The sequence below is a fragment of the Paenibacillus sp. Aloe-11 genome (genome assembly GCF_000245715.1).
Classification (GTDB): Bacteria; Bacillota; Bacilli; order Paenibacillales; family Paenibacillaceae; genus Paenibacillus; species Paenibacillus kribbensis.
In genome coordinates, this window is the sequence record NZ_JH601045.1 from 101,172 (window position 1) to 120,895 (window position 19,724).

16 protein-coding genes and 1 riboswitch are annotated in these 19,724 nt (G+C 48.8%); of the genes, 10 read left to right on the forward strand and 6 right to left on the reverse strand.

Going from position 1 to position 19,724, the window contains the following annotated elements:
* Both WG8_RS29295 and WG8_RS03815 read right to left on the reverse strand, forming a co-directional pair.
* Positions 1 to 1,144 (reverse strand): Fe-Mn family superoxide dismutase (locus WG8_RS29295; RefSeq protein ID WP_007428775.1); only part of this gene is annotated, 1,144 nt, incomplete at its 3' end.
* Positions 1,145 to 1,492: 348 nt separating this feature from the next.
* Positions 1,493 to 2,437, reverse strand: a complete 945-nt coding sequence (locus WG8_RS03815; protein WP_007428776.1) for an alpha/beta hydrolase — start codon at positions 2,435 to 2,437, stop codon at positions 1,493 to 1,495.
* 298 nt (positions 2,438 to 2,735) lie between these two features.
* Between WG8_RS03815 and WG8_RS03820 the strand changes: the two genes are divergently transcribed.
* Together WG8_RS03820 and thiC are read left to right on the forward strand one after the other, a co-directional pair.
* A complete protein-coding gene (locus WG8_RS03820) occupies positions 2,736 to 3,479 on the forward strand; it encodes an IclR family transcriptional regulator (RefSeq protein ID WP_007428777.1) in 744 nt (247 codons plus the stop codon).
* A gap of 96 nt (positions 3,480 to 3,575) precedes the next feature.
* Positions 3,576 to 3,688, forward strand: a riboswitch (TPP riboswitch).
* A 181-nt stretch (positions 3,689 to 3,869) separates the two neighbouring features.
* The gene (gene thiC, locus WG8_RS03825; RefSeq protein WP_007428778.1) at positions 3,870 to 5,657 is read left to right on the forward strand and encodes a phosphomethylpyrimidine synthase ThiC; all 1,788 of its coding nucleotides are present in this window, start codon (positions 3,870 to 3,872) and stop codon (positions 5,655 to 5,657) included.
* Positions 5,658 to 5,737: 80 nt separating this feature from the next.
* Here thiC and WG8_RS27320 read toward each other — a convergent pair whose 3' ends face one another.
* Positions 5,738 to 5,890, reverse strand: a complete 153-nt coding sequence (locus WG8_RS27320; RefSeq protein ID WP_167383776.1) for a hypothetical protein — start codon at positions 5,888 to 5,890, stop codon at positions 5,738 to 5,740.
* A gap of 537 nt (positions 5,891 to 6,427) precedes the next feature.
* Here WG8_RS27320 and WG8_RS03830 point away from each other — a divergent pair.
* On the forward strand, positions 6,428 to 7,264 hold the full coding sequence (locus tag WG8_RS03830) for a YitT family protein (protein ID WP_007428779.1): 837 nt from the start codon (positions 6,428 to 6,430) through the stop codon (positions 7,262 to 7,264).
* Positions 7,265 to 7,286: 22 nt separating this feature from the next.
* Here WG8_RS03830 and WG8_RS03835 read toward each other — a convergent pair whose 3' ends face one another.
* Complete coding sequence (locus WG8_RS03835) at positions 7,287 to 8,474, reverse strand: aminotransferase class I/II-fold pyridoxal phosphate-dependent enzyme (protein ID WP_007428780.1); 1,188 nt, start codon at positions 8,472 to 8,474, stop codon at positions 7,287 to 7,289.
* Positions 8,475 to 8,516: 42 nt separating this feature from the next.
* Entirely contained in the window at positions 8,517 to 9,614 is a 1,098-nt protein-coding gene (locus tag WG8_RS03840) for an iron-containing alcohol dehydrogenase family protein (RefSeq protein WP_007428781.1), read from the reverse strand.
* Positions 9,615 to 9,892: 278 nt separating this feature from the next.
* On the opposite strand from WG8_RS03840, the gene purB reads away from it, so the two are divergent.
* From purB to WG8_RS03875, 7 genes are read left to right on the forward strand one after another with little or no spacing between them, the layout of a single operon-like run.
* Positions 9,893 to 11,731 carry an adenylosuccinate lyase gene (gene purB / locus WG8_RS03845; RefSeq protein ID WP_007428782.1) on the forward strand — a complete coding sequence of 613 codons (1,839 nt, stop codon included), beginning with the start codon at positions 9,893 to 9,895 and terminating at the stop codon, positions 11,729 to 11,731.
* A 10-nt stretch (positions 11,732 to 11,741) separates the two neighbouring features.
* Positions 11,742 to 12,521, forward strand: a complete 780-nt coding sequence (locus WG8_RS03850; RefSeq protein WP_232289048.1) for an amino acid ABC transporter substrate-binding protein — start codon at positions 11,742 to 11,744, stop codon at positions 12,519 to 12,521.
* 25 nt (positions 12,522 to 12,546) lie between these two features.
* On the forward strand, positions 12,547 to 13,218 hold the full coding sequence (locus WG8_RS03855) for an amino acid ABC transporter permease (RefSeq protein WP_007428784.1): 672 nt from the start codon (positions 12,547 to 12,549) through the stop codon (positions 13,216 to 13,218).
* A 13-nt stretch (positions 13,219 to 13,231) separates the two neighbouring features.
* Complete coding sequence (locus tag WG8_RS03860; protein ID WP_007428785.1) at positions 13,232 to 14,020, forward strand: amino acid ABC transporter ATP-binding protein; 789 nt, start codon at positions 13,232 to 13,234, stop codon at positions 14,018 to 14,020.
* Positions 14,010 to 15,158 (forward strand): M20 peptidase aminoacylase family protein, encoded by a 1,149-nt coding sequence (locus tag WG8_RS03865; RefSeq protein WP_043890762.1) that lies wholly within the window; start codon positions 14,010 to 14,012, stop codon positions 15,156 to 15,158. Before WG8_RS03860 ends, WG8_RS03865 begins: the two co-directional genes overlap by 11 nt.
* Positions 15,149 to 16,525 (forward strand): MmgE/PrpD family protein, encoded by a 1,377-nt coding sequence (locus WG8_RS03870; protein WP_007428787.1) that lies wholly within the window; start codon positions 15,149 to 15,151, stop codon positions 16,523 to 16,525. Before WG8_RS03865 ends, WG8_RS03870 begins: the two co-directional genes overlap by 10 nt.
* Before the next feature lie 19 nt (positions 16,526 to 16,544).
* Entirely contained in the window at positions 16,545 to 17,645 is a 1,101-nt protein-coding gene (locus tag WG8_RS03875) for an alpha-hydroxy acid oxidase (protein ID WP_007428788.1), read from the forward strand.
* A gap of 112 nt (positions 17,646 to 17,757) precedes the next feature.
* On the opposite strand, the gene acnA is transcribed toward WG8_RS03875, so the two are convergent.
* Positions 17,758 to 19,724 (reverse strand): aconitate hydratase AcnA (gene acnA / locus WG8_RS03880; RefSeq protein WP_007428789.1); only part of this gene is annotated, 1,967 nt, incomplete at its 5' end.

Genomic DNA, 19,724 nt, shown 5'->3' on the forward strand with positions numbered 1-19,724 from the left:
GCGGACTCCATCCCAGAATCGCCCAGCCGCCTCCTTCAACCTTCTCGGCTGCCGCACTGAAATGCTTCTTGAATGCCTCGAAGCTGCCAAAATCCTTTTTGATCTGCTCAGCCAGCGGTCCGCTTGGTTTCCCCCCGCCTTGTGGACTCATAATCGTCCAAAAAAGAGTATGCAGATAATGACCTCCACCGTTAAATGCCAGCTCCCGTTCCCAGTGCTTTACGAGATCAAAATCACCTGTTTTCCGGGCCTCTTCCAGCTTCTTCTCCGCTTTATTCAAATCATTCACATAGCTCAAATGATGCTTGTCATGGTGAATACGCATCGTCTTTTCATCAATGTACGGTTCAAGCGCGTTGTAGGGGTAGGGGAGCGGCGGCAAGCGATGCCCCCCGATCGGAACCGCACGGCCGGGGGAAGCTTTTTCGGTCGCCGCGGGCTGCGTCTGACCGGACTGAACGCCCATGGACGCCCAGTTACCTTCTCCCCGTATGCCCGCCTGTCGCTCTCGAAACGCATCCTCAGGGTAGTGCTCACCCTCTACTGCCACATGATACAATCCGGTAGCCCGTTCGATGGAGCCAGGCTCTTGAAAGGGGGTGGTCGAGATCAGGAAATATTGGCTTTCATGGGCCGCGTGCAGCACAATTCCGGCGGATCTGGGCTGCTGTCGTAATGCAAGACTGTGCTCGCCCAGCAGGCCAAGCTGGCGAACATATTCCTGTGACTGACGGTTTGCAGTTTGCAGCAATCCGTCCAGCCGGCGATGTAGATCTTGCGAGACAGTCTCTGGCAATGACACCTTTCCAGATGACGACGCCTCACCCCATTCTCTCGGCTGTCCTGAATGTTCAGCCAGTTCGTGTGTGTGTGCTTCTGGAGCAGCCGATTTCTGCGCTTCTGGGTCCTGCCACGCCTGAGCTGCCGGATCGAGGGCGCTCCGCTGCTCTTCAAGCAGTTCTACAGCAGCCCGTTCGGTCTGTTCAAATACGGTTCGCCAATCATCGAGCAGCTGCACATATGCAGGCTCAAGCCCCTCAGTAGCGGATTTAATCACTTCCACATGCCAACTTTCCTGCTGCTTCCAATGCCGGATTTCCTCCAGCACGCGCAAGGGCAGAAAAGACCCATAAGTACTCAGCATTGTTCTTTTACCTCCCGTATCCCACTATGGCTACCCGGGTTGGAGAAAGAATCTGCCCCGGATGCATACGTACCCAGTATATTCGCCGTCTTGTCGGGAATATGTCTACAAACTCCCTCCATCAGATACACATGTCATACAGAATGATAAATTGCCATTAGGACGCAAAAAAAGAAGCCTGACTTGACACGAGTTAAATGTCCATAATCGGGCTTCCTCAAGCTGTGGATAATATAGCTTAAAAAATTCATTTATTACTTGGCAGCCGTTTGCTTATTTCGCATTAGCGTCCTCAAGCTGTGGATAATATAGCTTAAAAAATTCATTTATTACTTGGCAGCCGTTTGCTTATTTCGCATTAGCGATAGTTTTTTTGTTCTCCAGCTCCTGTACGCTGCTCAAAAACGTCGATCCCCGCCGCAAGTATTCACGCGGATGCTCTCTGAAAATTAACTCATGCAGTCCGTTTTTGACAATCCACACGCTGGCAAACATGATCGGGAACGGATAGTTTTCCTTTTTGACCTCCTGATATGGAATCTGATGCAGGCTGGTGCCGTTCAAAACTGGAAACAGCAACTCCAGAATTTCCAAAGACGGATGGCGTGGCAAATCAATTTGATTATGAATGTTATGGTACAGCGTATCCGGCTCCAGCAGGAAGGTGCTGTCCAAAATCATTGCGTCCACATCCTTGGTTTGCAAACCTGCCTGCAGGGCGGTTCCTGCCCCCATCGAGAAGCCCCATACGATAATCTCCGACGAGCCGCGTTGCTTCGCAAGCTGGATCGCCCCTAGAAGCTGCTGGGATTCCGCTTTGCCTCCGGTCGCGACCGCCTTGCTGTTTTGGGACGCGAAACCGTAGTCGAACATAACCACATTAAAGTTCAGACTATGGGCATAATGCGCCAGATCATACATGGGAATCCAGCTTTCTTCGCGGTTGGCCCCATATCCATGGCTGAAAATAATCGTTTTCCGCGATTGATCCGCCGGGATATACCAGCCTTGCACCATGCGGCTGCCGTCCTTGGCGGGGAAGCTGACTTCCTCATAGGCCATTCCCTTCGCCTGCATCGGGTTGGAGTACAGCGGTGCTACCGTCGGATTGGTGAGAACCCATGCAATGTAGGCGTGTAGAGCGATAAAACAAAACAACAGAAAAAATACGACCGATAGCAGCAGCGCAATCACAATGTGCTTGAACCGCAGCATACGGGGATTAATCAGTGGGATGGACGGCTCCTGAACAGCGGGTTGTAGCTGAGAGCTGCGCTGGGATGTCGAAATCATGTAAGAGCCTCCTTATAAAAAATTGAGCTTCATGCTATGGAATTTAGGTACAAATTCACTTGAAAATGATAGTGTATGTCCACATTGATACCTATTATCGTATGATGGTGATTATCCAAAGTCAACGCCTGCACCGGAAAAGTAAAAATGATGCAAAGAATTGTCGATGTTTGTTCTTTTTCTGTAATATAGCTGTCACAAAAACATCGGTTTACAGTAGCCGCGAGTATTCTATATAATTTATGTAACCATGTTTCATGGTGTGAAACGAAAATGGATACAAGGGGAGCGGTTCACGATGGAAGACCGTAAATTAACCGTTCGCGCTGTGGAGCGTGCACTTGATATATTGCTGTGTTTTACCGCAGACTCGGATCTTGGTCTGACGGAGATTGCCTCCAAAATTGGGCTACATAAAAGCACGGTTCATCGGCTGCTGACAACGCTTGAGGATCGTGGCTTTGTCGTTCGAAATTCCGCAACCGAAAAATACCGGCTCGGCTTCCGCATATGGGAGCTGTCCACCCATTTGTCACAAAGCGACGAGCCGGCAGTGCTGCTGCAGCCTGCGATGGAAGGGTTGCGTGACCGTCTGGGTGAGACGGTCAGCTTATACTTGCGGGACGGCAGCATGCGTATTCGCATTCAGGCCGTTCAAAGCAACCAGCCCATCCGCCGCGTTGCGCCTGTGGGTGCGCGCATGCCGCTGGCTGTGGGGGCTTCCAGCAAGGTGCTGGCGGCCTTTATGCCACCGCAGGAGCTGGAAGCTCTGCTAAGAGGGGATGAATGGCCGTCCTCGGTAGACCCGGAGGTCTATAAAGCACAGCTGCAGGACATTCGTGAGAAGGGGTATGCAACCAGCTATGAAGAACGGGAGCCAGGTGCAGCTGCTGTGGCAGCGCCTGTGGTGAACCGGAAGGGACAGGTCGCTGCGGCCTTGTCTGTATCCGGTCCGGTCAGCCGACTTGCACCTGAGACGCTGCATGATTTTGCTCCGATTTTGATCGAGGCTGCGAAGGAAATGGGGCTTATGCTCCCGTAACAGGACCAGAGAAGGGTTGCCAAAGCAATAATTTTAAAGTAATCTGATGAGGATGGCGGGATGTCTGTTATCTCCGCCTCATGCAAATCGAAGTATCACAGTTACTGGGGGAGCCTGTAATGCCGGGCTGAGATGGAATCGTGCAAGATTCCGGACCCTTTGCACCTGATCTGGATCATACCAGCGTAGGGAAGTAATCGGCCATTGAAATGTATACGCAGCTGCTGCCTAAGAAGGCGCATGGAATATATTATTCTGTGTGCGTACTTTTGGATAGCTCTTCGTTAGATTAGCCGGTTCCCTGGGGAACCGGCTTTTTTGCATAGATCAGCCACCCTAGGAATGGTTCCGGATCGGTGTGTCATTTCATCGAAACGGGAGGAACGAACAATGAAACCGACGGAAACAGAAGAAACTGAAGTGAAGACAAGTGCAGAGCAAGCTGGCGGAGTAAAACCCTTTCCGGGGAGCCGCAAGGTGTATATTCAAGGCTCGCGGCCGGATATTGCCGTGCCAGAGCGTGAAATCGCGCTGCACCCCACACATACGCCGGAGGGCACCGAGCATCATGAGCCCTTGCGTGTGTACGACACAAGCGGACCGATGACGGATGAAGCCTATCAGGTGGACATCCGCCGGGGGCTGCCCCCGTTGCGGAGGGCCTGGGTGCTGGAACGGGGCGATGCCGAAGCTTATGAGGGACGCACGGTTAAGCCGGAGGATAATGGGCTGAAGCCCGGCTCCAAACGGGAAGCGGCGGAATTTCCCGGCGTGACCCATCGTCCGCTTCGTGCCTCACAAGGGCGCACGGTGACGCAAATGCACTATGCTCGCAAGGGAATTATTACGCCCGAGATGGAGTTTGCGGCCATTCGTGAAGGGGTGGAGCCCGAGTTTGTGCGACAGGAGCTGGCGGCGGGACGGGCGATTTTGCCTTCCAACATCAATCATCCGGAAAGTGAGCCGATGGTCATTGGGCGTCATTTTCACGTGAAGATCAATGCGAACATTGGTAATTCTGCGGTCACGTCCTCCATTGAGGAGGAAGTGGAGAAGATGACCTGGGCTGTGCGCTGGGGCTCGGATACGGTCATGGACCTGTCCACAGGCCGTAATATCCATACGACGCGTGAATGGATCATCCGGAATTCCCCTGTGCCGATTGGAACCGTACCGCTGTATCAAGCGCTTGAAAAGGTGAACGGCCAAGCTGAGGCACTGACGTGGGAGTTGTATCGCGATACCCTGATTGAGCAGGCGGAGCAGGGTGTGGACTATTTTACAATTCATGCGGGCGTGCTTCTGCGCTATATCCCGATGACGGCGAACAGAATGACGGGAATTGTCTCCCGGGGCGGGTCGATTATGGCGGCCTGGTGCCTTGCGCATCATCAGGAGAACTTTTTGTACACGCATTTTGAAGAAATATGTGAAATCATGAAAGCTTACGATGTAGCCTTTTCCCTCGGGGATGGGCTGCGTCCGGGCAGCATCTATGATGCGAATGATGAAGCACAGTTTGCAGAGCTGGAAACGCTGGGTGAGCTAACGCAAATCGCGTGGAAGCATGACGTCCAGGTCATGATCGAAGGTCCGGGGCATGTTCCGATGCACAAAATCAAGGAGAATGTGGATTTACAAATGGAAATTTGCAAGGAAGCTCCTTTTTATACTTTGGGACCGCTCACGACGGATATTGCGCCTGGCTACGATCATATTACCTCAGCCATCGGAGCAGCCATGATCGGTTGGTTCGGAACGTCCATGCTGTGCTACGTTACGCCGAAGGAGCATTTGGGCCTGCCGAACAAGGATGATGTACGTGAAGGAGTCATTACCTACAAAATTGCGGCACATGCTGCCGATCTGGCGAAAGGCCATCCACGGGCGCAGCAACGGGATGATGCCTTATCCAAGGCGCGCTTTGAGTTCCGCTGGCGTGACCAGTTTAATCTTTCCCTCGATCCCGAGCGGGCCTTATCCTACCATGATGAGACGCTGCCGGCAGAGGGGGCCAAGGAAGCCCATTTTTGCTCGATGTGCGGTCCCAAATTCTGCAGCATGCGAATTACGCAGGACATTCGCGCCTATGCGGCTGACAAGGGACTGAATACAGAAGAGGCTGTAGCTGCCGGGATGCGTGAAAAGGCCGAACAGTACCGGGATGCAGGACAATAGGTTGAAAATAAGTCAATAACCCTAAAAAAGCCGTGTTTTCTCTACAGACGATGTAGGGAAACACGGCTTTTGAGCTTATTTTATTTTTTACCCATTTTCTCATTCAAAATGTCCTGAAAGCTGAGCTTCTTCTCCGAGCTATCTTCTTTCTTCTGCATATTCACAGCGTTGGCGCGTTGGTATTGGTGGTGAAAGGGCATCAGGGTGTGTACAGTTAAGTTCATTGTATTCATGTAGGTTGTTCCTCCAATTCCATTTTGTCAAATCCAGCTTGAGTTGCTTAGGACATCTGTATAGGACTATTTGTATGTACTTGATGTCGTAATGCCTTGTAGGTTGCTTGGTTAAGTTGCAATCATTATAACCGCATTTTTTCAAAGTAAAATGCTTTTGACATAAAACAGGAAGATGGTCGTATGTGTCCAAAATGTGCATTAGGAGGATGGTCATTTTGAGGGAGGATGTGCCTAGATCGAAAACAAGGGCTAGAGGCCCGTTTCTTAGTTTAGTAGTCGGGATTGTGTTTTTTTTGTCGAACTGGCTGGGTTCAGTCTATATTTTGTGTTGTGGAGCGTCAGGAATCGAATTTTGCAAAATCCTGAATTCGGGATTAAGGCAGTTTGGTGGCGAATTAAAGTGTCAAAGTTATATTGACTTTAGGTTTGTAAGTAGATACCATGAACTGGTTGTAAGCGTATTTTGACTGCAAGCGTCAGCCAATCGATCTGGCTAATCAGTGATGAAATGTTTGAGAGAGGATTAGAGCATATATGAAAAAGAGACTTGCGGATATCGCATTTATTATTGTAGGCGCCTTTTTTTTCGCGCTGGCTGTTAATCTGTATGTCATCCCGAATGAGTTTGGCGAAGGGGGCGTTGTAGGGGTTACGATTATTTTGTACTACCTGTTTCACTGGTCTCCCTCGGTCGTCAATCTGGTGATCAATGGTCTATTGTTGATTATCGGATATAAGTTTCTGGATGCGAGAACAACGTTATATACCGTCATTGCGGTTGCATTTAACTCATTGTTTTTGCATTTAACGGCTGACTGGCGGATTGATTCACATGAGCCGACGATTAATGCCGTGTTTGCCGGGGTTTTGGTCGGAATCGGGATTGGACTAATCGTGCGGGTAGGAGGCACAACGGCCGGAACCGTCATCTTGGCGCGGATCGCCAACAAATATCTGGATTGGAACATCAGTTATGCCCTGCTGTTTTTTGACCTGATTGTAGCGTTCTCTTCCTATTTTATTATTGGTCCGGAAAAATTGATGCTGACCATCGTGATCCTGTACGTAGGCACCAAGGTTATGGATTTTATGATTGAGGGGCTAAATCCTAAAAAGGCGGTCATGATTATCTCCGAGCAGCAAGACAAAATTGCAGAGATGGTCATTACGCAAATGGATCGTGGAGTTACCGTCCTGTCAGGCCACGGATACTACACCAAAAACCCGAAGGAAGTTCTGTATATCGTCATTAGCAAGCAAGAGGTGTCGGCGCTTAAAAAGATTGTAAAAGCCGTCGACACCGCAGCATTTATCACGATTCATGACGTGCGGGATGTATTCGGAGAGGGCTTTTTGGATATTTCGAAATAACTGGCGGTGTGAAGGTAAGGCTTTATACTTTCTGGTATTTTAAAATATTGGCGTCTTTAATCCGTTGCACGGCTTCCAGCAATCTTTCTTCCGAACTAACCAAGCTAATGCGAACATATCCAGCGCCATGCTCACCAAACGCTTCACCCGGAATAACGGCAACATGAGCTTTGTCCAATAAAAGAGCGGAAAACTGTTCTGAGCTATACCCCTCCGGGACTTTCGCCCATACGAAAAAGGTGCCTGCGGAAGGCCTTACATGCCAGCCGATTTTGTTCAGTCCGTTTACTAATGTATCTCTTCTTTGGTTATATATAACCGTGAGTTGGCGGACGCAGTCCTGGTCGGTTGTTAAGGCGGCAGCTGCGGCATCCTGAACCGCTCCGAACACGTTTCCGTAAGCATGTTCAACAAAGCGATTCACGCCTGCGATAATGGATGGATTTCCAACGGCAAACGCCACTCTCCAGCCGGCCATATTGTACGCCTTTGACATGGTGTATACTTCCACGCCTATTTCTTTAGCCCCTTTCGTCTGCAAGAAGCTAAGTGGTTTATTCCCGTCAAAACCAATCGATCCGTAAGCCATATCATGAAAAACGGGAATATTGTGTTTTGTGGCAAACTGAACGGTCTCCGTGAAAAAATGACTTGTTGCCACAGCGCCTGTCGGATTGTTCGGATAATTTAACAATAACAATTTTGTACGGTTGGCGATTTGCGTCGGAATTGCGTTATAATCCGGTAGGAATCCATCTTCTTCCTTCACGGGTAACCCGTAAAGATGGGCCTCGGCTAATTTAACCGCGGAATAATACATTGGAAAAGCAGGCTCAGGAAACATGATGGTATCGCCCGGATTTAAAAGACATTGCGGCAGAGCGGCAACGGCGATAATAGATCCGTTAAAAATGGCAATTTCGGTATCCGGATCAAGATCCACGCCGTATTCACGTTTGTAGAATGCAACAATGGCCTGTTTTAAAGACTTTTTCCCATTGTAAGGTGGGTATCCATGGTTGCTTTGCACATCAACGGCCTCTTTCAAGCGATCCACAATATGCTGAGGAGTAGGCAAATCCGGGTTTCCTCTTCCAAGATTAATAATATCAATTCCTTGCTTTTCATAAGTGGCAATTGCTTCCGCTTGTTTGGACATGTACTTTCTCGGCAGGGATTTCAGCCGCCTGGATTCTTCAAAAACAACCATTCTTTTTTCCTTTCTGCTGATGGCTAGAAGCAATGTATCCCCTTAATAACTGTAGCTGCTTGTAATCCTGTTCACTGTCAGGATCGCCCACAGTGCATCATCAGCGGTGACTTTAAACGGTAAACTGTGAATTCTCGATGTTTGAGACGTCATTTTTGCCGCAATCAGCTGCAGCGCTTCCGTGTTGGAATCATCCAAATGTATATCCTGCAGTGTCGTCGGGAGGCCAATTTTTCTATAAAAAGGAAGAATCGACTCCAGCTCGTCTGTTTTCTTTTCCAGGGCTAATTGAACCAGTATTCCGAATGCTACAAGAGATCCATGTAAAATCGTTTTCGTTCCGGGAATAGCTGTCGCAGCATTAAAGAAGGCGTGTGCGCCAACGCTTTTGGCAAATATACTTCCGAAGCCTCCAACGAGGCCAGCAACGGCAATATTCGTATCAATGACATTTATAAAGGCCTCCGTTAATTTTCCGGTCTGCGCGTCTTTGATGGATTGTTCCCCGAATTCGAATAGAAACTCTCTGCATTTGTGCATCATTTCAAAACTCAATTGCATTGGTACTGTTTTGGTCTGTATCTGATTCAAACGGGACACGCCTTCATACCATTTGGCAAGAGTGTCGCCGATACCGGCAATCGTATATTCAACAGGGCTGTTTAAAATGATCTCCGGTTCAATCAGGACAAGGTTGGTTGCTTTCGGAAAGGACAAGCTGTCAACATGAATCCCCTCATCATTATAAATAATGCTTACGGCACTGAATGCGGCGCAATTGGAAGCAAGTGTCGGAACGAGTATTTCCGGGATTTGCAGTTGATAGGCAACTGCTTTTACAAGGTCCGCCACCTTTCCTCCGCCGATCCCCAATAATCCTTCCGCTTTATATTGCTTGGCAATAGCGGAGATTCGCTTAATCTCGTTTAGAGAACATTCACCCCTATATTTCTCATATTGAATCTCGAAATTTTCCAGCGAAGGCAAGTAAGGCATTGCGGCCTGAAGCGATCTTTCTCCATGTATGACAAATAATCTGTTGATCTTTCTTTCGGAAATCAATTGGGGCAATTGATTCAATATCCCTTTACTGTGATAGTATTCCTGAGGACCAGCCTTCAAAACGACAGTTGATTCCATAATGACACTACCTCCATTATATTCCGACTTAATAGGGAGGAATAAATGATATTGTGAAAAATATACTCTGTTCGCCAATCTATGTCAATTACTTCTTAAGCGTGCCCTTACGAAATTAGTCTTAGATTTTAATTATTGACATGCTAAATTTTGAACTATATATTATAGTAATCAGGTAAAGCGGTAAAACATATGTGTTAACTATGAATTTGGCGTTGTTATGTACTGTAATGTAGTCCAACACGAAAAAGCGGATTAGATGGAAAGGAAGAAATGTAATGAGTTCCCATGTAATAGATATGGTATTGCTAAGAAATAATTTCGGAACAGCTGACATGCGCAGCATCTGGTCGGAGCATAACCGGCTGCAAAAGCATTTTGATGTGGAGGCTGCTCTTGCTCTGGCGGAAGGGGAATTTGGAATTATCCCCCGGAGTGCCGCCGAAACGATTGCCAGAAACGCGAAGGCCGAATTGGTGGATTTTGCTGAAATCGCAAGTGAATCGGCAAAAGCGAAGCACTCTTTAAATGCAACCATAAAAGCGTTGCAGTCATTATGCGGCGAGGATGGAGAGTATGTCCACTTTGGAGCAACGACCCAGGATATTGTGGACACAGGAACCATACTGCAATTAAAAGAGGCGCATGCCCTTATCCTTTCGGAGTTGAAAGAGGTTGCGGGAGAGCTCGCCAAGCTTGCCGAAAAATACAAAAGAACGCCGATAGCCGGCCGATCTCACGGCATGCAGGGGCTGCCGACAACCTTTGGCTTTAAATTATCCGTGGTGCTGAGTGAAGTAAACCGCCATATTGAACGGTTACAAGGCTTGGAGGCCCGGACTTTTACCGGTGTTATTGCAGGCGGAGTCGGGACATTTGCTTCTTTTGGTCCTAAAGGGCCTGAAATCGAAGCGAACGCTCTACAAAGACTGGGCTTGTCCGTGCCGGAGATTTGCTGGCATTCGTCGCGAGACAGAATCGCGGAGTACGCCAGTGTTATCGGGTTAATCAGCGGTACATTAGGCAAGCTTGCCAATGAATTCTATAATCTGATGCGGTCGGAGATTGATGAAGTTGAAGAACCTTTTGCAATAGGGAAGATTGGCAGCACAACGATGCCCCATAAACGGAATCCGGCAGCACTGGAGGGGATCGCAAGCCTGACAAGACCGATTCTCCATAGCGTGTCTCTTATTCAGGATTCCCTTATCGTGGAGCATGAACGGGATGCTATGTCATGGCGGGGCGAATGGATTGCTTTGCCGGAAATCTGCATCTATCTGTCTGCTCAACTGTTATCGACCAAAACGGTTTTGCAAGGTCTGATCGTAAAGCCCGATAACATGCTCCGAAACTTAAATCTGCAAGGCGGTCTTTTATTATCGGAAAGAGTCATGTTCGCATTGGCGGAGAGCTACGGGAAGCAGACTGCACATGAGCTTATTTATGAGCTGTCGATGAAGGCCATTGAAGAGCATAAGCCATTTCAGGATGTGTTGGTTGCCAATGAACAAGTCGCTAAGGTGCTGGATGCAACGAAAATAAAAGAGCTGTTAAATCCTGAAACCTATCTGGGCTCCGCGATTGAAAAAGTGGATCAAGTGCTGGTGAAGCAGCATTTCCGTCTGGCGGTTCTTGACGATGCGGAAGAATTGCTCGACCTGACATTAAGAGCTTACCAACCCATAAGGGATTTAGGAATAAATTTTGCCGCGGCACATGCTGATCTGGATTTGGTGAAAAAGCATATCACCCATAACTTGTGTTATGTGCTGGAGCAAAACGGGAAAATAATCGCGACTGTCGCCATCAGGCTGCCGTGGGGGGGCCAACCCGGTCCTGCCGGTCTGCCGCATATCGGCTGGCTGGCCGTAGATCCGGCAAATGAGCGGCAAGGAATCGGATCGAAGATTTTGTCATTGGCTGAAGAAAAAATAGTGTCCGATTTAAAAAGCCCGGCCGTTACCTTGGGCACGGCGGAAAATCACCCATGGCTGTCTGCCATGTATGAAAGCAAGGGGTATCACAAAATCGGCACCAAAGATTTGGGCAGAGGTCATACAACGGTTTACTTTAAAAAGGATCTGCAGGCAGCTAAGGTAACTCAAAACATATAAAGCAGAGGGGATTATAATGAAAAAGTTTCTTGGTATTATGATTGCAAGTGTGTTGCTGGTCGTGTTGGCGGCTTGCGGCAATGGAACAAGCTCAAGCGGAGAAAAAGTGCTCAGAGTAGGGGCGACAGGACAAAGCTTTCCAAACTCCTTTAAAGAAGGAGATAAACTGGTCGGCTATGATGTCGAAGTGCTGGAGGCTGTTGCCAAGAATCTTGGCTACAAAGTGGAATGGACACTGACGGATTTCTCCGGATTGATGGGTCAATTGGAAGCAGGCAAGCTGGACACGATTGCCAATAACGTAGCCGTAACCGATGAAAGAAAAAAAGTATATAATTTTACGGACAAATACTCAGTCCTTGGTACACAGGTTGCTGTCCGGTCAGACAATAATGAAATTAATACTTTGGATGATCTAAAAGGAAAAACCATCTCAGCCGTTCTGGGGTCCAATAATGTGAAAAATTTCAAAGCTTGGGACACCAAAGGCGAAGTTACTTTAAAAACATACGAAACGCGTGAATCGGCCATGAATGAAGTCATCACGGGCAAGGTGGACGGATATATTAACGCATCCACCACGCTTCTGGCTGAGATTGCCAAAGGCAAGCTTCCGCTCAAATTGGTGGGCGATCCGATTTCACATGATGATGTGTCCTTTCCTTTTGCCAGAACGGAACAGGGTGAAAAGCTGCTGAAGGAATTTAACACTGAACTCCAAAAGCTCCGCAATGATGGAACGTTACTAAAAATCTCGAAAAAATATTACGGTGAGGATGTAACACAATAAACTAAGTCTTGAGGTGTACTCTCCAATGGATTTCGATTTTGAATATATGCTGTCCGTATTTCCCAACATTATTAAATATTTGCCCTTAACCATTATCATGGCCGTAACGGCCATGATAATGGCAAGTATCCTCGGCCTAATAGTGGCACTTATTAGAAACAGCCGCATTCCTGTACTCACACAGCTTGCGGCTGTCTATATTTCTTTTTTTCGGGCAATCCCGATGCTGGTGCAGCTATTTCTATTTTACTTTGGCCTGCCGCAGTTAATTCCCGCTTTTAATAATATGACGGCATTAACGGCCGCGCTGATTGGCTTGAGTTTAAAAGAAGCGGCATTTCTGGCGGAAATTTTCAGAGCTGGGCTGAATTCGGTTGATAAAGGCCAATTGGAGGCGGGGTTATCGGTTGGCATGACGAAATTTCAAACCTACCGCCGGATGATCCTGCCGCAGGCGGCGCGTAACGCGCTACCCGGTACTGGGAATACATTTATTACGCTTATTAAAGAAACGGCACTGGCGTTTACGTTGGGTGTGGCCGAGATGTTTGCCCAAGCCAAAATGATGGCGGCGGAAAGCTTCAAATTTTTTGAAACGTATTTGGCAGTCGGACTTTTATATTGGTTTATTGTTATCGGAGTATCGTCACTTCAGCGCGTGGCAGAACAAAGAATTAACCGGCCTTATCAACAATAGGAGGTTTTGACGAATGATATCGGTTAAAAACCTGCATAAACGTTTTGGCAATTTGGTTGTCCTAAACGGCATCAATATAGAGGTGAAACAGGGCGAAGTCGTTGCGATTATCGGCCCTTCAGGCTCAGGAAAGTCAACATTGCTCCGGTGTCTGAATTTATTGGAAACTCCCGATCAAGGGGAAATAGAGATCGGAAGCGCCAGGATAAACGCTGAAAAATTTTCCGGGAAAGAAGCGCATTTATTAAGACAGCAAACGGCGATGGTGTTTCAGAATTATAATTTGTTTAAGAATAAAACAGCTCTGCAGAATATTACGGAATCTTTAGTGATCGCCAAAAAAATGAAAAAAGAAGCTGCAAGTCAAATCGCGCTCGATTTATTGAAGCAGGTCGGCCTGGTGGATAAAAAGGACAACTACCCGGTTACCTTATCTGGTGGACAGCAGCAGCGTGTCGGCATTGCCAGGGCGCTCGCGGTTGATCCCCATGCGATTTTGTTTGATGAGCCGACCTCCGCGTTGGATCCGGAGCTTGTGGCCGAGGTATTGCAGGTGATCCGGTATATTGCGAAAAAGAACACGACGATGATCATTGTCACGCATGAGATGGCCTTTGCGAAGGAAGTAGCCGACAAGATTATTTTTATGGCTGATGGACATATTGTCGAGCAGGGAACTCCAGCGCAAATCTTTGAGCAATCCGTAAATCCGCGAACCAAACAATTTTTGCAGCAGTTGGGCAGCAGAGCAGCTGGCAGCGAAGAGGAAACGAAGGAGGAATCGTTCAGTGGTGCTTTCTGATAATCAAAAACAATTACAACAAAAGCTAGTCGCATACCGCAGAGAATTGCATGAACATCCGGAGCTTTCCTTGCAGGAGCATGAAACGACTGCCCGGATTAAACGCTGGTTGGCGGACAATGGCATTCCAATTCTTGATTTTCCGCTAGAGGTGGGCGTAATTGCCGAAATCCAGGGCGAGCTTCCTGGACCGACCATTGCCGTTCGCGCGGATATCGACGCCCTGCCCATTCGAGAAGAAACGAAAGTGGATTTTGTGTCTAAAAATGACGGGATTATGCATGCGTGCGGACATGACTTTCACACCGCCTCTATAATTGGAGCGGCTATTTTGCTAAAAGAAAAAAAGTCACAATTAAAAGGAGCGGTCAGATTCATTTTTCAGCCGGCAGAGGAAATCGCCCAAGGTGCGAAAGTAATCGCCCAAGCCGGAGCGCTTGAAGGGGTAAAAGCCATTTTTGGCATGCACAACAAGACTGATTTGCCTGTCGGTACAATTGGCATCAAAGAAGGCCCGTTGATGGCCAGTGTAGATAAATTTGAGTTGGATGTGATCGGTGTGGGCGGCCATGCCGGTATTCCAAATAACAGCATCGATCCTATTGTGGTTGGTGGGCAAATTGTTTCCGGCCTGCAATCGATTGTCAGCCGGAGCCTTAGCCCGTTTCACAATGCGGTTATTAGTGTGACACGGTTCCAATCCGGGAACACATGGAATGTCATTCCAGACAAAGCGGAGCTGGAAGGAACCGTGCGGACCTTTCAGGAGGAAGCGCGAAGTCGTATCCCTGTGCTCATGAAACGCACTGCGGAAGGGATTGCCGTCGGATACGGAGCCGAGGTGGATTTCCGTTGGTACAGTTATCTTCCTTGCGTGAATAATAACGGGAAATTTACAGATGTGGCCACGGATGCGGCCAAAGACTTGGGCTATAAGGTCGTAGATGCCGCGCAAAGTCCCGGCGGAGAAGATTTTGCTTTTTATCAGGAAACCATTCCCGGATTTTTTGTATGGATGGGTGTGGATGGTCCTCAGGAATGGCATCATCCCGCATACTCGCTAAATGAAGATGCTCTGATTGTCGCCGCAAATTATTTCTCGCATCTGGCCGTGAAAGTATTGGAGCAATGGAACTGAGCAATCAGTCGTTAACAAGCCGATTTGTTGACTGCATTCAGGCTGCGGACCCGCTGGCCTCGCGAGAAGCGGTGCATATGGCCAAAATGGGGCTTGTTGATTTTATTGCTTCATGTCATGCGGCCAGCGGGGATATAAGTGTCCAGAAGCTCAAAAAGCATTTGGACATGGATGGCGGAGCAGGACCTGTTCCTGTCATCGGTCAGAATATGCAAGCAGCGCCACTTCATGCCGCTCTCTTAAACGGGTTTATAGGCCACGCGCTTGACTTTGACGATGTTCATTCCGATGTTCGCGGCCATCCGAGCACTGTTATTTTGCCGGTGCTTTTTTCGCTGGCTGCAAGCAGGACGACCGAAAAAGCTTTGAATGGCCAAAGGCTCCTGGCCTCCTATATTATCGGGGTGGAAGTGATGGCCAGGCTTGGGCAAGCCATCGGAAAAGATCATTATGCTAAAGGCTGGCACAATACCGGTACACTGGGAACCGTTGCCGCTGCTGTTGCGGGAGCCTATTTTCTAGGCATGAATCATGAGGAAATGCGCCAGGTGATAGGTTTGGCGGCAACGCAGGCCAGCGGACTAAGAGTTCAGTTCGGAACGGAGGCCAAGCCGTTGCATGCGGGTTTGGCTTCGCAAGCGGCCCTGCAATCGATTTTATTTACCGAATATCAGTTAAGCGGCACGGCGGCAGGATTGGATCAGGAGCTGGGCTTTTTTGCCGTATACGGACAAGGCGAACCATATGCGGCTCCTTTTTTATTGGATCATTGGCAGCATGGCTCATGGAAAATAGCAAACCCGGGTTTATGGTTTAAGCTGTATCCCTTTTGCTCCGCCGGGTACCATGGAGCGGATGCAGCCTTGCGTTTAGTGGCTAACTATCCGATAGACCCGGAGCGAATCAACCAGATCAACATCATTTTCCCCCAGGGCGGCGATGCAGCTTTAGTGCAGCATACTCCGCTGACAGGTGAACAAGGCCGCTTTAGCATTGAATATATTGTCGCATTGATTCTTTTACATTATCCGCTTTCAATTGGAAATTTTCAGGCACAGCCTATTGCGGAAGAGGTACGAATGTTCATGAGCAAGATCAAGAGAAGATATAGCGATGACATTCAACCTGTTCCCGATAGTATCCCGAAAGGCAGATTTACAATTGTGGAAATCATAACAGACAGCAACGAAATATGGAGCGAGCGTGTGGATGCGCCCAAAGGTTCGGCCCTGCAGCCGTTAACTGATGAAGAAATGCAATACAAACTGAAGATCTGTCTGCAAAATGAAAAGACTTCACGCCGAATCCTGCAATATGTCGATGACTTGGAGAACTATCCGGTTTCCGGGCTGCTCTCCTTATTATAGCTGGAAAGAAGGAAAAATCATGACCAGGAACCCCATGCCCGTCTTTTATAAGGATTGGGAAGCGTTGGCCGCAGAAAAATTGGAACGCGGTGCTTTTGAATATATTAGAGGCGGGTCGGGAAGTGGAGAGACACTGCTGGCGAACGAAACGGCGTTTCATCAATGGGCGATTATTCCGCGAGTGCTGCGGGACGTATCTTCTGTGGAAATAAGCACTTCCGTATTGGACCAACCTATACAAGCTCCAATTCTGTTAGCGCCGGTCGGCTACCAAAAACTTGCGTGTCCGCAAGGAGAGCTTGCCGCTGCCAAGGCTGCTGAAAAGGCGGGTGTCCCTTATATCGCAAGTACGGTTTCCGATTATTCTTTGGAAGAAATAAGCGAACACACCCCGCAGGGAAATAACTGGTTCCAGCTCTACTGGTCAACCAATGAAGCTCTCACTTTCAGCATGGTGAAAAGGGCAGAGCAAGCCGGATATAAAGCGATTGTCGTAACCGTAGACACAGGCGTATTGGGATGGAGAAGCAGCAGCTTTGTTCATCACTTCTCGCCTGTGAGAGCAACCAGAGGTGGAGCTAATTTTCGTCAAGATCCTGTATTTCAAGCGTTGGTCACGGAATGGACGGAAGACAATATTATAAAAGAAATTGAAAACAATAAACGCAGGGATCATATGACTTGGGATGATATTCTCCGTTTGAGGAAAATCACCAGTCTGCCGATTATTTTAAAAGGCATACAGCATCTAAAAGATGCAGAAAAAGCCGCCGAGCTGGGATTTGAAGGGATTATCGTATCAAACCACGGCGGAAGACAACTGGATGCGGCAATATCCTCCCTGGAGTCTCTTTCGCCCATTGTTGACGCGGTTAAAGATAGGATCGCAATTATCGTGGACGGTGGCATCAGAAGCGGTACGGATGTATATAAAGCGCTGGCTTTGGGCGCGGATGCCGTTTCTATCGGAAGGCCGTATATTTATGGTTTGGCGGCGTACGGGGAAGAAGGGGTAGTCCAGGTTATCGAGCAATATAAGTCGCAGCTAATCTCTGCCCTAAGGTTATCCGGTGAAGCAAATATGAAACACTTATCCAGAGAAAATCTGCACCGTTACTAATTTCCGTTCATATTTCCAACTGAAAGCTTCGAGCATGTAAAAAATCCCCTCTCAATTTGCAGTTTCAACTGCATTTGGAGGGGATTTTGTTATTTATACGATTTATGCGCTTTTACTCTTGAATCATTTGACGCAATACGGTTTGCAGAATACCACCGTTGTGGTAGTAGTCGATGTCGACGGTGCTGTCCAAACGGGCAATTACCGGGAATTCGAACTTGGTGCCATCTTCGCGTTTGGCTACAACCGTGAGCTCTTGACCTGGCTTCACGTCATTGTCAATGCCGAGGATGTCGAAGGTTTCGCGGCCGTTCAGACCGAAGCTGGACCAGCTATCTCCATCCTTGAATTGCAGTGGCAGCACGCCCATGCCGACCAAGTTACTGCGGTGAATCCGCTCGAAGCTCTCGGCGATAACAGCTTTAACGCCTAGCAGAAGTGTACCCTTGGCCGCCCAGTCACGCGAGCTGCCTGTACCGTATTCTTTACCGGCAATAACGATCAGGTTTTGATCGGCTGCCTGATATTTCATGGATGCATCGTAGATGGACATGACCTCATCCGTTGGCAGATATTTGGTCACGCCGCCTTCCGTACCTGGAGCCACGTTGTTGCGGATACGGATGTTGGCAAATGTACCGCGCATCATGACCTCATGGTTACCGCGACGGGAGCCGTAGGAGTTGAAGTCCTTACGCTCCACACCATGCTCCTTCAAGTACAGTCCTGCCGGGCTGGAAGGGGCGATGTTGCCTGCTGGTGAGATATGGTCAGTCGTAACCGAATCGTTCAACAGGGCAAGCACACGGGCATTGCGGATTTCCTTGATATCCTGCACGCCATCCTGAAGTCCTTCAAAGAACGGCGGATTTTGAATATAAGTTGAGTTTTCATCCCATTCATACAGCTCGCCTTCAGGAACCGGAATGGAATTCCATTTTTCGTTGGCAGTAAATACATTTTCGTATTTGCGACGGAACATATCCGGGCTGAGAGACAGGCTGATGGCTTCCTTGATTTCCTCGGAAGTAGGCCAGATGTCTTTCAGGTAAACCGGTTGATTGTCCTGATCGTAGCCGAGCGGGTCATTCGCTAAATCAATGTTCACTGTACCTGCCAGCGCGTAAGCGACAACCAGTGGCGGTGAGCCGAGATAGTTGGCTTTGACCTGCGCATGCACACGGCCTTCAAAGTTCCGGTTGCCGGAAATGACTGCGGCCACGGTCAGATCGTTGTCTGTAATGGCCTGACTCACTTCGTCAGGAAGCGGCCCGGAGTTGCCGATGCAGGTCGCGCAGCCGTAACCAGCTACATGGAAGCCGAGTGCTTCCAGTGGGCCGATCAGATCGGCCTTTTGCAGGTACTCCGTCACGACCAGGGAACCCGGTGTCAAGCTGCTTTTAACATAGCCCGGCTTTTTGAGTCCGCGTTCCACGGCTTTTTTGGCAAGCAAGCCCGCACCGAGCATAACGCTTGGATTGGAGGTGTTCGTGCAGCTTGTGATCGCCGCAATGACAACCGCTCCTGTACCCAACTCGCTGGTGGAGCCATCCGGATGGGTCAGCGGAATCTTTTGTGCGATTTTCTCATCGCTCAGACCATAGCCGCCTTTGTCCACCGGGGTACGAATAATGCCTTCAAAGGTTTCCTTCATGCGGCTCAATTCTACGCGGTCTTGCGGACGTTTGGGTCCGGCGAGACTCGGTACAACCGAAGCCAGATCCAGCTCAATCGTATCGCTGAACACAGGGTCCGGCGTATCGGCTGTACGGAACATGCCTTGCGCTTTGTAATATTCCTCGACAAGGCTGACCTGCTCATCGGTGCGTCCAGTGCTGCGCAGGTAAGCCAGGGTTTCGGCATCAACCGGGAAAAAGCCGATTGTTGCGCCGTATTCCGGTGCCATGTTGGCAACAGTCGCACGGTCAGCCAAGCTGATGTTGGCCAGGCCTGGGCCGTAAAATTCTACGAATTTGCCGACCACACCTTTTTTACGCAGCATTTGAGTGACTGTCAGCGCCAGATCCGTAGCAGTAGCTCCTTCCGACAGGCTGCCCGTCAGCTTGAAGCCAATCACAT